Source organism: Pseudomonas sp. 51_B (assembly GCF_017491595.1).
GTDB lineage: Bacteria > Pseudomonadota > Gammaproteobacteria > Pseudomonadales > Pseudomonadaceae > Aquipseudomonas > Aquipseudomonas promysalinigenes.
This window is the reverse complement of record NZ_JAFGYW010000012.1, coordinates 87,463-103,283: the sequence shown is the minus strand read 5'-3', so window position 1 is coordinate 103,283 and position 15,821 is coordinate 87,463. Positions and strand designations below refer to the sequence as shown.

The following is a 15,821-nucleotide window of genomic DNA, read 5'->3' as shown; positions in this document are numbered from 1 at the left end:
GCCTCTCCTTGTATACGGAACCCCCTGAAAAGCCCGCCAAGTGCGGGCTTTCTTGTTTCTACCTGTCTCGCTCTGTCTCTAGTGAGGAAGACAGGGTGATGTCACCCTAGGCGAAACTACCAATATTGATCGACTCGACGAGCGCCAGTGCGTGAGAACGACACGCTGTCTAGAAATCGACAGGGTGGGCTGGCTTCCCGAGGCGGTACAGAGTCGGCCAAGCACTGCCGCCGTTGTCCGCGAGGACTAGCCGGCCTGGCAGCGGATCAGGGGCAGACCCATGGTGGCCTGACCCTGGCGGCGAAGGCGCGCCAGGCCGGGGTGGGCCAGCAGGTCTGACGAAAAAGCGCAGGAGCAACGAAAATGTGCAGGTGTCGTAGACCCAGCAGCTGACCGAGCTGCCTGCCGTGAACTACCCGGGTACTGGGTAGTTATCAGATAATCAGGCGTCCAGCTCACCAGCCTGAGCATCGCGACTAGTGTCTTGCCGAGTGCTGTATGGGACGCCATCAGTCACTGAAAGCGGCCATGATTGCGTCCACGACCACACGTACTCTGGTGGTGTGGGCCAAGTCCTGATGTAGAACCAGCCACGCTTCATAGGACTTGGCCCGATGACGATCAGGCCATAACCGCACCAGTTCAGAATCACGCCGGGCTACATATTCTGGTAACTCGCCTAAGGCCAGGCCAGCGCGTACGAAGGTCGCCAGCATCAGGCTTGAATCCAGTTCAGCGACCACGCGGCCTTGAGCTCTGGATTCGCCTGCCAGTGTCTCGTCCTGGCGCACTGTCACGCCTTCTTGGTAAAGCGCAATGTCGTGGCCTGCGAAAGCTTCTCCAGGCCTTGGCTCCCCGTGTTGCTCCAAGTAACTCCGGCTTGCGTACAGGCCAACATCCCAGCGAGCGAGTTGCCGCACGATCAGGTCGGGTTGCTCCGGTCGCAAGGTGCGCACGGCAACATCGGCTTCCCTGCGTCCTAGGTCGAGCAGCCGTGTGGTAGTGGTCAAGATCACGCGCACCTCGGGGTGGCTGGCACGTAGCCGCTCGATGGCCGGTACAACGAAATCCACGGCGAGTGCATCGGTGGTTGTCACACGCACCTCGCCAGAGGCGTGCGTGTCGGTGCCTTCACCGCGCCGCTCGAAGGAGACGGCCATGCGCTCCATGCCTTCGGCCATACGCACTACCTGCTGGCCGGTGTCGGTCAATACCAAGCCACCAGTGCTGCGCAGGAACAGCCGACTGCCCAGAGCCTGCTCCAACCCGGCCAGGCGCCGGCTGACCGTAGTCTGGTCGATGGTCAGATGTTGGGCCGCACCGCGGAGGGTGCCGGCACGCTGTACCGCCAGGAAAATCCGTATGTCGTCCCAGTTCATCTCCGCTCTTCACCTTGTTGCAAATATGCAGCCATAGAATGCTTTTTCATGCATTTTCGCATTTAAGGCATCTCTTTAACATAGTGTTCATTCCGTTGAACCCTTGATCCGCAACTAATCCAAACCGGTTGCTTGGGAGCGCCATGCCTCGTTTATCTTTTATCCTGACCGTTGCCATGCTGAGTACATTTGGTCTCATTGCTTCGGATATCTACCTTCCCGCCATGCCGAGCATGACTACCGAGTTCGATATCGCCGACTGGCAAATGCCGCAGACGGTTTCTTTCTACCTGCTGGCACTGGCTATCTCGCAACTGGCTTACGGTCCGTTGTCTGACCGTCACGGCCGCAAGCCAGTGGTGCTGGCCGGTGGTGTGCTCTACCTGATCGGTTCTCTGGGCTGCGCGGCGTCGGGCAGCTATGTAGGCTTCCTGGCTTGGCGTATGGTTGAAGCGGTTGGAGCGGCAGCGGGACTGGTCATCGGCCGGGCGCTTATTGCCGATACCTGCGATAAGCGGATCTCGGCCAAGGTCTATGCGGTGGTTTATCCAATAGTGTCGCTGTCGCCGGCTTTGGCTCCGGCTATTGGCGGGCATTTGGCCGTCGCGTTTGGGTGGCGGGCCGACTTCCTGTTCGTGGCGGCCTTTGGCGCTGTGGCGCTGCTGATGGCGTTGACGTTACTGCCTGAAACGCTGCCCGTGTCGGCGCGCACTCGGACTTCTCCTTTTGCCGGATTTAGCCATGTGCTACGCGACCGGACCTTTCGCCGCTATACGCTGGTGGTCTGCACGATCTACTGCGCGTGGTTCGTATATCTGACGCAGTCGCCGTTCCTATTCGTACGGGCGGGATTGAGCGAAGAACAGAGTGGCTGGCTGTATTTGCCGCTGACGGCAGGCATCGTTGGCGCGAACTTGCTGGCGAAGCGATTGCTTGACCGCTGGCCCTACGACCGCATCGTCACTGTCGGCATTGCATGTTTTGTACTCGGCGGCACAGCGTTTCTCACTGCCGCGGCATTGGGGTGGTCTGGCGCGGCGGCCGTGGTACTGCCAATGTGCCTAGTCAGCCTTGCTAACGGATCGTCGCTGTCGCTGGCGGTCTCCGGTGCCATCGCCAGCGAGCATGGGTATGCGGCTACCGCGTCGGGATTGGTTGGGTTCTGCCAGATCGGCAGCGCTGCGCTTATGGCAATGGTCGTGAGCGCGGCTTTCGGCACGAGCTTTAGCGTACTCGGCGGCGCGGTACTGGTGTTTAGTCTGCTCGCATTGTCCGCATGTTTACCATTCTCTCTGCAAACAACATCGGGCGCGTAGTTGATAGCCCCATGAGATAGCCCTCACAAGGTTTCTTCAGGATGGCCTTTGGTATTGGCTCAGGCGCTTCGGTCTGGCGTACGATGTAGCACAAGACCATCAGGCAGATGGGGCTTTGAATACGGGATTTCCCGTAATTGCCTGCCAAGGGATTGCTGTCATAGCAACACCCGCCGGCGAGCAGCCACGGTCATTAGGTGGTGAAACGCCACCCCCACCGTTTCGGGGGAGTGGTGCCCGGCTATACACAACCCCCTTGGCATCGACTTGGTTGCTATGTTCACACCCGGAATGGCGGGCATGTAGTTCCCCGGTGGGGGTGAACGATCCTCCACCCGTGGCCTACCCGCGCCAGGTGCCGCTCACTACCCCCGCGGCGGGATGGTGGATGGAGTAGCATGCCAAGGGCTGGGTGGAGGTACTTTTCGTTTTAGGTATATGTTTAGGTATACAGTGGTGGCGTAAAGCTATCTATGGTCCTTATTTTGCTGGGTGAAAGGTGCCCGATTCGACTCCTGTCTCCGCACCAGTTCAGGTTCCAGCGAAGGCTACCGAAATCTCTGGAACCCCCGTAAAACCTGCCTTCTGGCGGGTTTTTTCGTTATGCCGATCCGTCGGCTTCCGACAGCCGGCAGCCATTTTTCACAGGCCGCTCATTCGAGCGTATTGCTTTGGACTGGCACAAATAAATGTCTGTGAAGAGGGCGCCTATCCCTTCGCGAACTGTGCACAGTCGTTGAAGACTCCCGTATTCCCGCTGCTAGGCGCAGGCGCCATCGTGGGACACCTCCGACCTCATGCAGCCGCTCGAGGCGATCACGAACCGCGACACGGTCGATGTAGCCTTACGCGTGTGATAAAAACCATTGCTTCCACCTAGCCTTCATAGCCCTTCCAGCCACCTACTCCTTGGGAGCGAACCATCAAGGCCCTATCAATCGTCCAGCCCAGTGGCACCCGAATCGCTGCTGGCGTAAAAACCCTCGAAGTCCGTCGCTGGCATCCAGGCTTGAATCCCACCGAGGATCTTCTAATCGTCGAAAACGGCCGTTTTCTCCACGCAGATGCAGACGAGGACCACGACGGCATCGCCGTGGCGATCGTGCGCATAAGAGCCGTACGTCCTTTCGTGCTTGCTGACATGGCTGCAGCCTGTGCAAGTTACTTCGAAGAGGGTTGGCTCGCATGGGAATTGACTGATGTGAGGCCAATTCGCCCGTTTTCTGCCCGCGCAGCACGGGGTATCTATGAGGTCGAGGTTTCTACTGAGGCTTGCGAAACACCATGACTGATGAACATCGCGATGAGCGCTCCATCCACCAGGCAGCCTGCCACTGCGGCACTGTGCGGTTTTCTCTGCGCCTGACCGACGGCCTGCACACCGCGCGCCGGTGCAATTGCTCATATTGCCGAATGCGTGGCGGTGTGGCGGTGTCTGCCAATCTGGACGACATCACGGTCACCCATGGGCAAGAGGCGCTTACGCTTTATCAGTTCCATACCCAGCAAGCCAAGCACTACTTCTGCTCCAAATGCGGTATCTACACCTTCCACCAGCGCCGTTCAGCGCCGCATCAGTACGGGGTCAATGTCGCCTGTATCGAGGGCATGAGCCCGTTCGATTTCGCCGAGGTGCCCGTAAGCGAAGGGCGCTCTCATCCCAACGACAGGATGGATGGGCAGGCGGTGGTTGCGGGGTGGCTGCGGTATGAGGCCAATCCCGGCGCTGAGAAAGCCTGAAACGTTGCACCTAGCCGCCTATGAGCGGCTGGGGCTGTAAGACAATGCTTAATAACCTTACCGTTAGTCGGATATTCAAAAGCGCTGCTATCCACCGTCTAGCCTGCACCCTAGCGTCAGGGATAACGCTAATATTTGGTCCATGAAGGACCGCTACGCCTCGTCGTCCCGACGCTATATCTGCTGAGGAGACGACAATGAAAATAACCCTGAAACACTTAGCGTACATGGGGGCAAGCTTCACCAGTGCGCTAGCCGTGGCCGATACGGCCAGCCCCCCGGTACTGTCACCCGCTATTCCCTTCGATGTCACCGCCCAAGCGCCCTTCACCCTGGACAACCTGCAACACGATTTTGACGTGCTGTCCTGGCAAACCTTCGTCGCCCTGAACTGGCCCGCCAACGCCGACGGTAGCGCCAATACCGCGTCTAAGATCGGCGGGCCCGGCAAGACGGTTTGGGAGTCCTGGAAGGAGAGCTACGAGATTTTTCTGCCCAAGGGGCAGAAACCGGTGGCGTGGGATCAGCAGGCGCCAGTTCCTGCGGCCTGCGAGGGCAAGGGCGACCTGCCGGTGCTGCAGCAGATGGGCAAGGTCGCGGGGGTGCTCGATGAGTTCATCCAGCCCTTCAAGACGGGCCCGTTGGTCGATCAAAGCGGGACCTACACGCGCAACGCGATCATGGTCAACCAGCCGATGTTCGATGACATCGTCAACAATGGGCTGTACAGCAAGGAAGGCCAGCAGGCATTTCTGAGCAAGGCCGAAAACCGCATCGCTTTTGCCTGTGGCTCGTCAGAGGACAAGCAGGTGGGCGCAATCATGGTCAAGTCGGCGTGGAAGGTGCTCGACGCCAATGACAACCTGCAGGAATTCCACGCGGTCGACGCGTTGGTCTACACCCCAGGCAACGCCGACCCGAACAAGGGGGCAGTGATCCCCGAGTCGTGTGCGGCGCAGAAGGTGGGGCTGGTGGGCCTGCATATCGTGCACAAAACCAAGAGCGCGCCGCAGTGGGTCTGGTCGACCTTCGAACATGTGCGCAACGTGCCGGAAAAAACCACGCCTATAAACGAGCGCAAGGGGCCTTACCTGTTCTATGACGCCAAGGCTAGCGACCGGCCGGTGAACGAGCCGCCTGCGCAACCCTGGGACCCGTCGAAAAAGGCCATCCCCTCGCAGATCGTGCGTGAGGTTCCCATCACTGCGGCTACCCATCAGCTCAACGCCCAGTGGCAAGGTGCGCTCAAGGGCACAGTGTGGGCCAACTACCAGCTGATCAGCACTCAGTGGCCCACCGATGCGGCGGACGACTGCCAGGTGCCGTCGCCGACCAACCCGCTGGGCACGCCTGCACCGAACTTTCTGGCCAACGCCACGCTGGAAACCTACAACCAGGGCATCACTCCACAGGCGTCTTCCAGCTGCATGGAGTGCCACAACAACGCCACAACCTGCGTGACCCAATCACCGCGCACCAGCTTCGCCGATTTCACTTTCCTGCTTGAACGTGCTCAATCTACCGGCGCCAAGGAGTGATGCCATGAGCGACCAAAGTCTGCAGAATTTCATCGGATTGTCCGCCGTACTTACAGGCCTGTCGGCCAAGCTGCTGGCGCCCTCCATCGACCCGATCAACCTGCCGCCGGTGTTCTTCGCCACCGCCCAGCAAGGCATGGGTACCGAGGCCTTCAGCAGCTTGCTGGAGCTGTTTGCCAGCCTTCAGGGCCAAACGCCTGCGCAAATCGCCAGTGCGGTGTTGAGCAACACCAACCCGCAAATCGCTCAAGGCGCCCGTTCAATCATGAAGCTGTGGCTACTGGGCAGTTGGTACCAGCCCTATGACCTGGGCAGTGCGCGCCAAGGTGATACGCATGTGATCAGTGACCAGGCCTACAAGGAAAGCTGGGCATGGAAGATCGCTCAGTCTCACCCCATGGGCTACAGCCAGTACCACTTCGGCTACTGGGCTGAGCAGCCACCGACCCTCAAGCAATTTACCGGTGTCGACGCCAAGGAAGGGCAGCAGCCATGAGCAATGTACACACCCAGACCATCGAAACCGCCGACGTGATCGTGGTAGGCGCCGGGATGGCCGGCAGTGTCATGGCCTATCAGTTGGGCCTGGCCGGCTTGAAAGTGCTGGTGCTCGAATCGGGCCCGGCCATTCCCCCCAACCGCAGCGAGTACCTGGAGCGCTTCTACACGGCCGTGCTCAAGTCCCCGGAAGCGCCTTATCCGCCGCAGCAGAGCGAGCAGACCCCAGCCAGTCAGTTCGCGCCGCGGGCAACCATCCAAGACCTGATCACTGCTGGCAGCACAGACCCAGACAAAGCGCAGAAAAGCTACCTGGTGCAAAAAGGCCCACTGCTGTTCGCCAGCACCTATGAGCGGGTGGGCGGAGGCACCATGTGGCACTGGATGGGCACCGCGTTGCGGCTATTGCCCAATGATTTTCGCATGCACAGTGCGTATAAGGTCGGCGTCGACTGGCCAATCTCTTACGACGACCTGCAAACCGCTTACTGCCGCGCTGAGGAAGAAATGGGCGTTTCCGCCGATGTTGCGGCGCAAACCTACCTGGGCGTGACCTTCCCCCAAGGTTACCAATACAGCATGCACGGCATACCGCCGTCGCTGGTGGATCAGGGCCTGGGCAAGGGCATCGATGGCACTCAGTACCAAGGCTTCAATCTGCAGGTGCGGCAAACCCCAGCCGGGCGTAACTCACAGAACGACAATGGCCGCCGAGTCTGCGCTGGCAACACCAGTTGCACACCGATCTGCCCGATCCAGGCCAAGTACGATGCCACGGTGACCATGGCCAAGGCCTTGGATACCGGTAACGTGCGCATCCTCTATCAAACCGTGGCCAGCAAGGTGCAGGTCGATGCCAACGGCGTCACCGGTATCGACTACATCCAGTACCAAGACGACGGCACGCGCCAGAACGGTGCCGCCCAGGGCCAGCGCTATGTGATCGCCGCCCATGCCATCGAAACGCCGAAGCTGCTGCTCAATTCCGTTGGGCCCCACAGCCCCAATGGCGTTGCCAACAGCAGTGGGCAGGTTGGCATGGGGCTTTCCGACCACCCGGTGTATCTGGCCTGGGGCCTGATGCCTGAGGGCAAGCCGTTGTTCCCGTTTCGTGGGCCGCTGTCCACTTCCGGCATCGAGGACATGCGCGATGGAGCGTTCCGCAGCCAGCGCGCGGCTTGGCGGATCGAGATCGGCAATGAGGGCTGGAATTGGTCGAAGAACGATCCGTATGCAACGGTCTGTGATTTCATCGACGGCACCAACGATGCCGGCGCCAACCCCCAAAACCTGGCGTTGTCCGGCGAGGCCTTGGTGCAGCAGCTCAACAGCGTACTGACCCGCCAGTTCCGTCTGGGCTTTCTGGTCGAGCAACTGGAAAAAGACCCAGACAAAGCCCTGTGCCGGGTGGAGTTGTCGAAAGAGTTCACCGACGGCCTTGGCCTGCCTCGGCCCCAGATCACCTACGATTTTTCTGACTACACCAAGGAGGGCTTCAAGCAGGCGCGTCTGGCTGCCACGCACATCATCACCGAGCTGATGGGCGCCACCGAGCTTACCGACCTTGATCCGGACCCCAAGAAGGGGGCACAGACGGTGTTCGAATACGGTGGCCAGCACTACGCGTTCTATGGCGCAGGCCACTTGATGGGCACCTACCGTATGGGCTCGGATCGCACCAAGTCGGTGGTCGACAAAGACCAACGCAGCTGGGATCACCCCAACCTGTTCCTGGTCGGCGATGGTGTCTTCCCCACCACAGGGACGGCAAACCCGACGCTGACTATCACCGCGCTGACTTTCCAGGCCGCCGATGTGGTCGCCAGCGACCTGCTCAAGCGCACGGTGCATGTGCAGGCCAACCAGGCATGGCAGGGCACCGGTGTGCAGGTCAATGGGCAGAGCTGGCAGCTGGCGGTATGCACCGGCGGCCAATGGACTGCCAACCCGAGCACCGGGATGGTCGGCGCGGCAGGCAACCCCGGGTTGATAGCTGCGCCTGGCTATACATTGCCCGGGCAACCGGAAGGCGCGTTGATCGGGCGTATCGGCACTGGCGGTGTGCCGTTCCTGGTCGGCGACCAGGCGCAGTTGCCGCGTGGTCAGCAGGGCGAATTGCAGCTGTGCATCAACGATGACCTCACTGGGCGTTATGGGGCTGGGCTGAGTGACAACATTGGCAGCCTGACTGTGGAGGTGCGTTTCGGGGCGCTATAAGCGCTGACTTGCAACACCCCGCAATGCCACAGCGTTTTGGGGTGTTGCGCCTTGATGAGAGTTGGCGCTTGGAGGCTTCGAGGTAATGGGAAAGGGACCAAATAATGCATTTGCAGGTTGTTATGATATAACATCTGCGAATTAGAGCCGGATTAGATTCGGCCATCCAGCCCTTGCGCCAACACGCGCTCTTACCTTGTCGCTTCAGGAGCCTCCATGCGATTTACCCCGGCCTCCCTTGCCATTTTCACGGCAATGGTTACCCCTGACATTTTCGCCGACCAGACCGGCAGCTCGACCATCACCCTGGGTGAAGTGAACATCACCCACACAGCAGGCACGGCATTGAGTACGGAAAATGTGCTCACCTCGGTGGATGTGCTGGGCGGCGATCAGGTCAAGGACAAGAACGTGATGAACAGCTGGCAGTTGCTGGGCCAAATGCCAGGTATTCAGCTGACCGAAACGGGGCAGGGGGCGGAGTCGGGCAAGGTCACGTTCCGTGCGTTCAATGGCGAGGGCTACATCAATGGCATCAAGACCCTGATCGACGGGGTGCCAAGCAACGTCAACAGTGGCAACCAGCGCTTCATCGACATGATCTTCCCGCTCGACATCGAATACATCGAGGTGGTGCGCGGGACCAACGACCCGCGCTATGGGCTGCACAACATCGCAGGCAACATCAACTTCGCTACCCGCCAGGGCGGCAACTATGCCGACAGCCGCCTGACCTACGGCAGCTTCGACACCCGTGAAGTGCAGCTGGCGGTGGGCCATGAAGAGGGCAACTTCGCCCAGAACTACTTCCTGGCCAAGCAGGACAGCAATGGCTACCGTGACCACAGCAATTCCAACAAGTATTCACTGGGCGGCAAGTGGTTCGTCAGTAGCGACGAGCAGGACCTGCGTGTTGGCGTGATCGCGCGTTTGTATCACCACCAGGCTCAGGAGCCAGGTTTCCTGACCCGCCAGCAGATGCACGACAGCCGCACCCAGTCGCCAGCCAAGAACGGCAACGATGGCGATGACCGCGACATGAAGCACCTGAGCCTGCACGCCGATTGGCAGTTGGCTGACGACCTGAGCCTGAACAGTAAGCTCTACTACAACAGCTACAACGATGACCGCACCATCACCTTCACCGACTACCGCCCCGGCAATGCGCCGCGTCAGCGCAGGCAGTGGGACGAACAGCAAAGGGGCATGCTCAGCAACCTTACCTGGCGCGCCAACGACCTGGTGACCTTGGACGGCGGCATCAACTACGAAGAGCAGGACAACGCCTACCGCCGCATGCGTTATGCCTACGGCGTGCCGACCAATTTCGATGCCCCACCTGCCCGTGTGCAGGACGATGATCGCTATACCCTGCGCAATATCGGTGGCTATGTGCAGGCCGTGGTGCAGCCGACCGAATCGTTGAAGATCATCCCTGCCATGCGCGTCGACAAGTTTTCCGGCAACACCGACCTGCCCAATGGGGTCAAAGCATCGTTGCAGGATTACGGCTGGATCCGCCAGCCCAAGCTGAGCGTGATTTATAGCCTGACGCCGGAAATCGACCTGTATGCAAACTGGGGCCGGACTTTCCAGATTCTGACCGGCTCCAACGCACCGGCCTACATGACCCCAGGGCAGGCCTCTTACGACCCATCGATCAACACAGGCAAGGAAGTCGGCGTCAAGTTCCAGCCTTTTGCCGGTGCCCAGGCGCGGGTTGCCCTATGGCAGCAGGACGCCACCGACGAAGTTGCCAATATGCCCAGCACCGGCACCACGGTGGGTCTTGGCGAAACCCGGCGCCGTGGCGTGGATATGCAACTCAGCGCCCAGTTGGATGAACAGTGGACCCTGTGGGCTTCCCATGCCATCCAGGAAGCCGAGGTGGTCAAGGCCTACTCGGCAAGCGGCCAGTCGCTGGCCGGCAAGCAGGTGTTTTCGACCCCGCGTTACATCAGCAATCTGGGCGCCGACTACCGCTATAACGATGACTGGAAGTTCGGCATGCAAGGTCGTGCCCAAGGTAGTTACTACATCGATGAGCTGAACGAGCAAGGCAAATACGGAGGCTTCGTGGTGGTGGACGCCAGTGTCAGCTACCGCATCAATGCGTCCACCAGCGTGGACTTGCAGGTCAAGAACCTGCTCGATCGTCAGTACGCCTACGTCTGGTACGACAATTTCTTCTGGGGAGGCGATGACCAGGCCATGTTCTCCCCGGCACCTGGCCGTTCGGCATTCGTGTCGCTCAACATGAGTTTGTGATCATCAGGCCTCGCCAGAGCGCTTGCCAATGTCTCTGGATGACCGTTCAGCGGGCCAGATAGTACTGTTTTGCAGCCTACTGGCCACCGACATGCCCACCTTGTGTGGGCATTTTTTGTGCATATTTCAGAAACGAAGCGCTCTGGCCCGCTGTCTTTAACTGAGAAGGCGGGCGTCGTACTGCCTTATCGCGTAAAGTGCTCACCTGGGCGTCATGCGCAGATGGGTATTGGGTTCGAGCTGCGGGGGCATGGATGCGCAGCGGACCACTTGCACTGGCACTATTCTCCTAACACTCGGGCGTGCGATCGATGCCGGCCCGACGGCGAACGACACCAGGGTATGTATGAGTCTGCAAAAGCGTAACAATGTGCATATCGAGGGCGAAGGTAACGTCACGCTGCTTCTGGCCCATGGGTTTGGCTGTGATCAGTCGATGTGGAGGTTATTGCTGCCACATTTCTCTGCTCGGATGCGCGTCATTACCTTCGACCTGACCGGCGCGGGGCAATCTGACCTACACGCTTACGATCGGCAAAAGTATGGTTCGCTCTGGGCTCACGCCATTGATCTGAACGCCATTATCGATGAGTACGGTCAAGGCCCGGTGATCGTGGTCGGGCATTCGGTAAGCGCTATGATTGCCTTGCTGGCCGAACGGCTGCTGCCTGGCCGGCTGGCCGGTTTGGTGATGATCGGTGGCTCGCCGTGTTACGTGAACACCGATGACTACGTCGGTGGTTTCTCGCTGGATGAGGTGCAGGGGCTGCTCTCTGCCATCGACGAAAACTACCTCGGTTGGTCCAGCACCATGGCGCCTGTGCTGATGGGCACGTCCGGGGAGCCTGCGCTGCAGGACGAATTGCTCAGCAGCTTTGGCCGCACCGATGCGCAGATCGCCCGGCATTTTGCCCGTGTGATCTTTATGTCCGACCATCGCCAGGATGCGATCGGGCTGCACTTACCTACGTTGATTCTGCAAAGCCGGGAAGACCCGGTGGTGCCGGTAGCCGTGGGGCATTACTTGCAACGAAGTCTGCCCAACAGTCAGTTGGTGCTGATCGAGAACTTGGGCCATTACCCGCAGTTGAGCGCGCCCAGTGCGTGCACTGCGGCGATGGAGGATTTTTTCGCCAAGCTCGGCTTTGGCCATGAATGACCCCGCCTCGCTGTACTCGGAACAGTACTTCGACTGTGCCCCCTGTGGCTTGGTGGTCATGGAGGCCGACGGAACGTTGCTGCGCTGCAATGCGACATTGAGCAACTGGCTGGGCTACGACAACGACAGCTTGCTGCTGCGCAGTTTTGACCAGTTACTGACGCTGGCGGGGCGCACGTTCCAGCTCACGCACTGGGGCCCTTTGCTGAACATGCAAGGCTCGGTGTCCGAGGTCAAGATTGGCCTCTGCCACCGTGAAGGTCATGTGGTGGCCATGCTGCTCAACGCAGTAAGGCGTGAAACATCCGAGGGGGTGCGTTATCAGCTGGCGCTGTTCAGCACCACTGAACGTGACCGCAACGAGCATCTGGTGTTTCAAGCCATGCAGCGTGCCGAGGAGCTGCTGGCACAAAAGGTCAGCGCAGAGCAGGCGTTGCAGCGTGCTCAGGATGAACTGGCCGCCGCTTACGCCCAAGCCCAGCAGCGTGCGTTACACGCCGAGCAGATGGTCGCCGTCGCCAGCCACGACCTGAAAAACCCCATGACAGCCATCAAGATGGCAGCCCAGTTGCTGGCACGCGATGCCCACAGTGACCGAGCCTGTCGGCTGCTTTCGAGCATTAGCACATCGGCCGAGCGGGCCCAGCGCATGGTCGTCGACCTGCTGGACTTCGCTTCGATCAGGCTGGGGCAGGGCCTCAGCGTGCGGCGGCGAAACGTGGATTTGCTCGAAGCGGTGGACCAGTGCGTAGGCGAGCTCAGGATAGCCTTGGGCAATACCTGCATCCGTCACCTTTCGCGAGGGCGAGGTCAGCTCGAGGTGGACCATGACCGGTTGCACCAGATGATCGGCAACCTGGTCGCCAACAGCGCGGCTTATGGCGACATGCGCTTCCCCATCACCATCACCACTGATTTCAGCGACGAAGGGGTTGCCCTGAGCGTGCACAATCACGGCCCTTGCATCGCCCAAGAGCTGCTGCCGGTGTTGTTCGAGCCCATGACTCGCGGCAGTTGCCAGCCCGCTGCGCTGCGCTCGGTCGGGCTGGGTCTGTTCATCGTCAAGCAGATCGTCGAAGCGCACGGGGGGCGTATCAGCATGACGTCCAACCCGGTCTATGGCACGACATTCTCGATTTTTCTGCCCGCTTGATTGGCGCGCTCGGTCAAGCTCGCGCAGCAGCGGGCCGGGTGTTAGATCGAGCGTTGGTTCACCCGCTTGGACAGCGCCTCAGCGCTTTCTTTACGTTCGCTATAGCGGTCCAGCAGGTAGGCATCGCGGCCACGCAGCAGCAGCGTAAACTTCATCAACTCCTCCATCACATCGACTACCCGGTCGTAGTAGGAAGAGGGCTTCATGCGATCGTTTTCATCGAACTCCAGAAATGCCTTGGGCACCGATGATTGGTTGGGAATCGTCATCATACGCATCCATCGGCCCAGCACACGCATCTGGTTGAGAGCGTTGAACGACTGTGAGCCGCCACACACCTGCATGACCGCCAGGGTCTTGCCCTGGGAAGGCCTTACCGCGCCAAGGGCCAGGGGTATCCAGTCGATCTGCGCCTTGAATACAGCGGACATCGCGCCATGCCGCTCGGGGGAGCACCACACCTGGCCTTCGGACCACAGCACCAGCTCGCGCAATTGCTGAACCTTTGGGTGTTCGACGGGGGCATCGTCGGGCAGTGGCAAACCGCAGGGGTCAAAGATGATGGTCTCGGCACCCATCAGTTCCAGGATGCGTGCCGCTTCCTGAGTCAGCAGGCGGCTGAACGAGCGCTCTCGGGTCGAGCCATACAGCAGCAGGATGCGCGGCTTGTGGGTGGGCGTGGCTTGTTCGTTGAGCTTCTCGCAGGTTGGGGCGTCGAACAATTGCAGATCCAGGTTGGGCAAATCACCTGGGTGTTGGGCGGTCAGTTCAGTCATCACAGTTCACCTATCCGGTCCAGCGCCTGCTTGAGCTCTGTGGGTTCGAGCGCGCCATGGTTGAGGGCGAAGAAGGCAGCAAAGCGCAGGCGGATATGGTTGACGGTGGCATCGAAAGCCGCCTGGATTTGTTCATCGCTGCCATCGACCTCGGAAGGGTCGGCCAGGCCCCAGTGGCTTTTTATCGATGGCCCGAAATAGACCGGGCAGGGCTCGCCACTGGCTTTGTCGCAAACGGTGATCACGATATCGGGTGGGCTATCTTGAAACTGCTCAGAGCCTTTGCTGTGCAGCGCTGTGGTATCGACCCCCAAGCTCTGCAGCGTGCTGAGTGCTCGGGGGTTCAAGCGGCCGCTGGGGAAGCTGCCGGAGCTGACAGCGGTCATGCCCGGCGGCGCTACGTGGTTGAACAGGCCTTCGGACAGTACGCTGCGGCAACTGTTGGCGGTACACATGAACAGCACTTTCATCGATGGCTCCTAGGCGTGGAGGCTCAGCCGCAAGGCCAGCGCGGCCAGGGTCACGAGCAGGATGGGCAGGGTGAGCACAGTGCCCACCTTGAAGTAGTAACCCCAGGTGATGCGAATGTTCTTCTGCGCAAGCACATGCAGCCACAGCAAGGTTGCCAGGCTGCCGATGGGGGTGAATTTCGGGCCCAGGTCGCAGCCGATCACGTTGGCGTAGACCATGGCATCGTGGATCAGGCCCGTGGCATTGCTGCCCTGGATCGAGAGCGCGCCAATGAGCACGCTGGGCAGGTTGTTCATCACCGATGAAAGCAGTGCGGCGGCTACCCCTGTACCCAGGGTCGCGGCCCACAGGCCGTGCTCGGCTAAGTAGCTGAAAAGCTCAGCAAGGGCATCGGTCAGGCCCGCATTGCGCAAGCCGTACACAACCAGGTACATGCCCAGTGAGAACACCACGATCTGCCAGGGAGCATGCTTGATCACCCGGCGCGTGGAGATGACATGGCCACGGCCGGCGATGACCAGCAGGATAACGGCGCACAAGGCGGCCACAACGCTGACCGGCACGCCCAGCGGCTCCAACGCGAACAGCCCGGCCAGCAGCAGGCCCAGTACCCACCAGCCGGCGATGAAGGTAGCCCGGTCACGAATGGCCAGCGCCGGTACATCCAGCTGCTCTGGGGCGTATTGGGCCGGGATGTCTTTGCGGTAGAACAGCCATAGCATCAACAGGGTGGCGGCGACGCTCACCAGGTTCACCGGCCACATCACCGAAGCGTACTGGCCAAAGCCCACGCCGAAGAAGTCGGCCGAGACGATGTTCACCAGGTTGGACACGATCATGGGCAGGCTTGCCGTGTCGGCGATGAACCCCGCCGCCATGACGAACGCCAGGGTGGAGGCGGGGCCAAAGCGCAGCGCGGTCAGCATGGCGATGACGATGGGCGTGAGGATCAATGCCGCACCGTCGTTGGCGAACAGCGCAGATACCGCCGCGCCCAGTAGCACCATCAATGCGAACAGTCGCCCCCCGTGCCCCCGGCCCCAGCGCGCCATGTGCAGGGCCGCCCATTCGAAGAACCCGGCTTCATCGAGCAACAGGCTGATGATGATGATCGCGATGAAGGTGGCCGTCGCGTTCCATACGATATGCCACACCGCTGGAATGTCGCCGAGGCTTACTACCCCCGTGAGCAGAGCCAGCACTGCGCCGGCAACGGCGCTCCAGCCAACCCCCAGGCCCTTGGGTTGCCAGATGACCAAGGTGAGTGTGAAAACGAAGATCAGAGCAGCAGTCAGCATCTGTGGAC

Annotated in this window: 13 protein-coding genes and 1 pseudogene; 10 read left to right on the top strand and 4 right to left on the bottom strand. The window is 60.3% G+C overall.

Going from position 1 to position 15,821, the window contains the following annotated elements; genetic code table 11:
• Positions 1-509: 509 nt before the first annotated feature.
• Positions 510-1,379 carry a LysR family transcriptional regulator gene (locus J5M56_RS14925; protein ID WP_186478219.1) on the bottom strand — a complete coding sequence of 290 codons (870 nt, stop codon included), beginning with the start codon at positions 1,377-1,379 and terminating at the stop codon, positions 510-512.
• Between the two features lie 143 nt (positions 1,380-1,522).
• On the opposite strand from J5M56_RS14925, the gene J5M56_RS14920 reads away from it, so the two are divergent.
• The 10 genes and pseudogenes from J5M56_RS14920 (at position 1,523) to J5M56_RS14880 (ending at position 13,268) form a co-directional block, all read left to right on the top strand.
• On the top strand, positions 1,523-2,695 hold the full coding sequence (locus tag J5M56_RS14920) for a multidrug effflux MFS transporter (protein ID WP_060480576.1): 1,173 nt from the start codon (positions 1,523-1,525) through the stop codon (positions 2,693-2,695).
• Positions 2,696-3,342: 647 nt separating this feature from the next.
• A pseudogene (locus tag J5M56_RS26775) lies at positions 3,343-3,549 on the top strand (integrase); the annotation flags it as partial.
• Between the two features lie 68 nt (positions 3,550-3,617).
• Positions 3,618-3,983 (top strand): ASCH domain-containing protein, encoded by a 366-nt coding sequence (locus tag J5M56_RS14915; protein WP_081016713.1) that lies wholly within the window; start codon positions 3,618-3,620, stop codon positions 3,981-3,983.
• Positions 3,980-4,435, top strand: coding sequence for a GFA family protein (locus J5M56_RS14910; protein WP_207937230.1), 456 nt, complete (start codon positions 3,980-3,982; stop codon positions 4,433-4,435). Before J5M56_RS14915 ends, J5M56_RS14910 begins: the two co-directional genes overlap by 4 nt.
• Positions 4,436-4,632: 197 nt before the next feature.
• Positions 4,633-5,973 (top strand): cytochrome C, encoded by a 1,341-nt coding sequence (locus J5M56_RS14905; protein WP_207937229.1) that lies wholly within the window; start codon positions 4,633-4,635, stop codon positions 5,971-5,973.
• 4 nt (positions 5,974-5,977) lie between these two features.
• Positions 5,978-6,469, top strand: a complete 492-nt coding sequence (locus J5M56_RS14900) for a sorbitol dehydrogenase (RefSeq protein WP_207937228.1) — start codon at positions 5,978-5,980, stop codon at positions 6,467-6,469.
• Entirely contained in the window at positions 6,466-8,688 is a 2,223-nt protein-coding gene (locus tag J5M56_RS14895) for a GMC family oxidoreductase (protein WP_207937227.1), read from the top strand. Before J5M56_RS14900 ends, J5M56_RS14895 begins: the two co-directional genes overlap by 4 nt.
• A 216-nt stretch (positions 8,689-8,904) precedes the next feature.
• Complete coding sequence (locus tag J5M56_RS14890; RefSeq protein WP_207937226.1) at positions 8,905-10,956, top strand: TonB-dependent receptor; 2,052 nt, start codon at positions 8,905-8,907, stop codon at positions 10,954-10,956.
• Between the two features lie 346 nt (positions 10,957-11,302).
• Complete coding sequence (locus J5M56_RS14885) at positions 11,303-12,115, top strand: alpha/beta hydrolase (protein WP_186478225.1); 813 nt, start codon at positions 11,303-11,305, stop codon at positions 12,113-12,115.
• Positions 12,108-13,268, top strand: a complete 1,161-nt coding sequence (locus tag J5M56_RS14880; RefSeq protein ID WP_207937225.1) for a HAMP domain-containing sensor histidine kinase — start codon at positions 12,108-12,110, stop codon at positions 13,266-13,268. Before J5M56_RS14885 ends, J5M56_RS14880 begins: the two co-directional genes overlap by 8 nt.
• 41 nt (positions 13,269-13,309) lie before the next feature.
• Here J5M56_RS14880 and arsH read toward each other — a convergent pair whose 3' ends face one another.
• Genes arsH through J5M56_RS14865 form a run of 3 tightly spaced genes read right to left on the bottom strand, consistent with a single transcriptional unit; the run spans position 13,310 to position 15,813 of the window.
• Entirely contained in the window at positions 13,310-14,044 is a 735-nt protein-coding gene (arsH, locus tag J5M56_RS14875; protein WP_207937224.1) for an arsenical resistance protein ArsH, read from the bottom strand.
• A complete protein-coding gene (locus J5M56_RS14870) occupies positions 14,044-14,514 on the bottom strand; it encodes an arsenate reductase ArsC (RefSeq protein ID WP_207937223.1) in 471 nt (156 codons plus the stop codon). The genes arsH and J5M56_RS14870 overlap by 1 nt, the downstream gene beginning before the upstream one ends.
• 9 nt (positions 14,515-14,523) lie before the next feature.
• Entirely contained in the window at positions 14,524-15,813 is a 1,290-nt protein-coding gene (locus tag J5M56_RS14865) for an arsenic transporter (RefSeq protein ID WP_207937222.1), read from the bottom strand.
• Positions 15,814-15,821 lie beyond the last annotated feature (8 nt).

What these genes read in the sequence shown, in the direction of transcription:
- J5M56_RS14925 (WP_186478219.1), bottom strand. Translation starts at nt 1,379, where the DNA reads ATGAACTGGGACGACATACGGATTTTCCTGGCGGTACAGCGTGCCGGC.
- J5M56_RS14920 (WP_060480576.1), top strand. Translation starts at nt 1,523, where the DNA reads ATGCCTCGTTTATCTTTTATCCTGACCGTTGCCATGCTGAGTACATTT.
- J5M56_RS14910 (WP_207937230.1), top strand. Translation starts at nt 3,980, where the DNA reads ATGACTGATGAACATCGCGATGAGCGCTCCATCCACCAGGCAGCCTGC.
- J5M56_RS14905 (WP_207937229.1), top strand. Translation starts at nt 4,633, where the DNA reads ATGAAAATAACCCTGAAACACTTAGCGTACATGGGGGCAAGCTTCACC.
- J5M56_RS14900 (WP_207937228.1), top strand. Translation starts at nt 5,978, where the DNA reads ATGAGCGACCAAAGTCTGCAGAATTTCATCGGATTGTCCGCCGTACTT.
- J5M56_RS14895 (WP_207937227.1), top strand. Translation starts at nt 6,466, where the DNA reads ATGAGCAATGTACACACCCAGACCATCGAAACCGCCGACGTGATCGTG.
- J5M56_RS14890 (WP_207937226.1), top strand. Translation starts at nt 8,905, where the DNA reads ATGCGATTTACCCCGGCCTCCCTTGCCATTTTCACGGCAATGGTTACC.
- J5M56_RS14885 (WP_186478225.1), top strand. Translation starts at nt 11,303, where the DNA reads ATGAGTCTGCAAAAGCGTAACAATGTGCATATCGAGGGCGAAGGTAAC.
- J5M56_RS14880 (WP_207937225.1), top strand. Translation starts at nt 12,108, where the DNA reads ATGAATGACCCCGCCTCGCTGTACTCGGAACAGTACTTCGACTGTGCC.
- arsH (WP_207937224.1), bottom strand. Translation starts at nt 14,044, where the DNA reads ATGACTGAACTGACCGCCCAACACCCAGGTGATTTGCCCAACCTGGAT.
- J5M56_RS14870 (WP_207937223.1), bottom strand. Translation starts at nt 14,514, where the DNA reads ATGAAAGTGCTGTTCATGTGTACCGCCAACAGTTGCCGCAGCGTACTG.
- J5M56_RS14865 (WP_207937222.1), bottom strand. Translation starts at nt 15,813, where the DNA reads ATGCTGACTGCTGCTCTGATCTTCGTTTTCACACTCACCTTGGTCATC.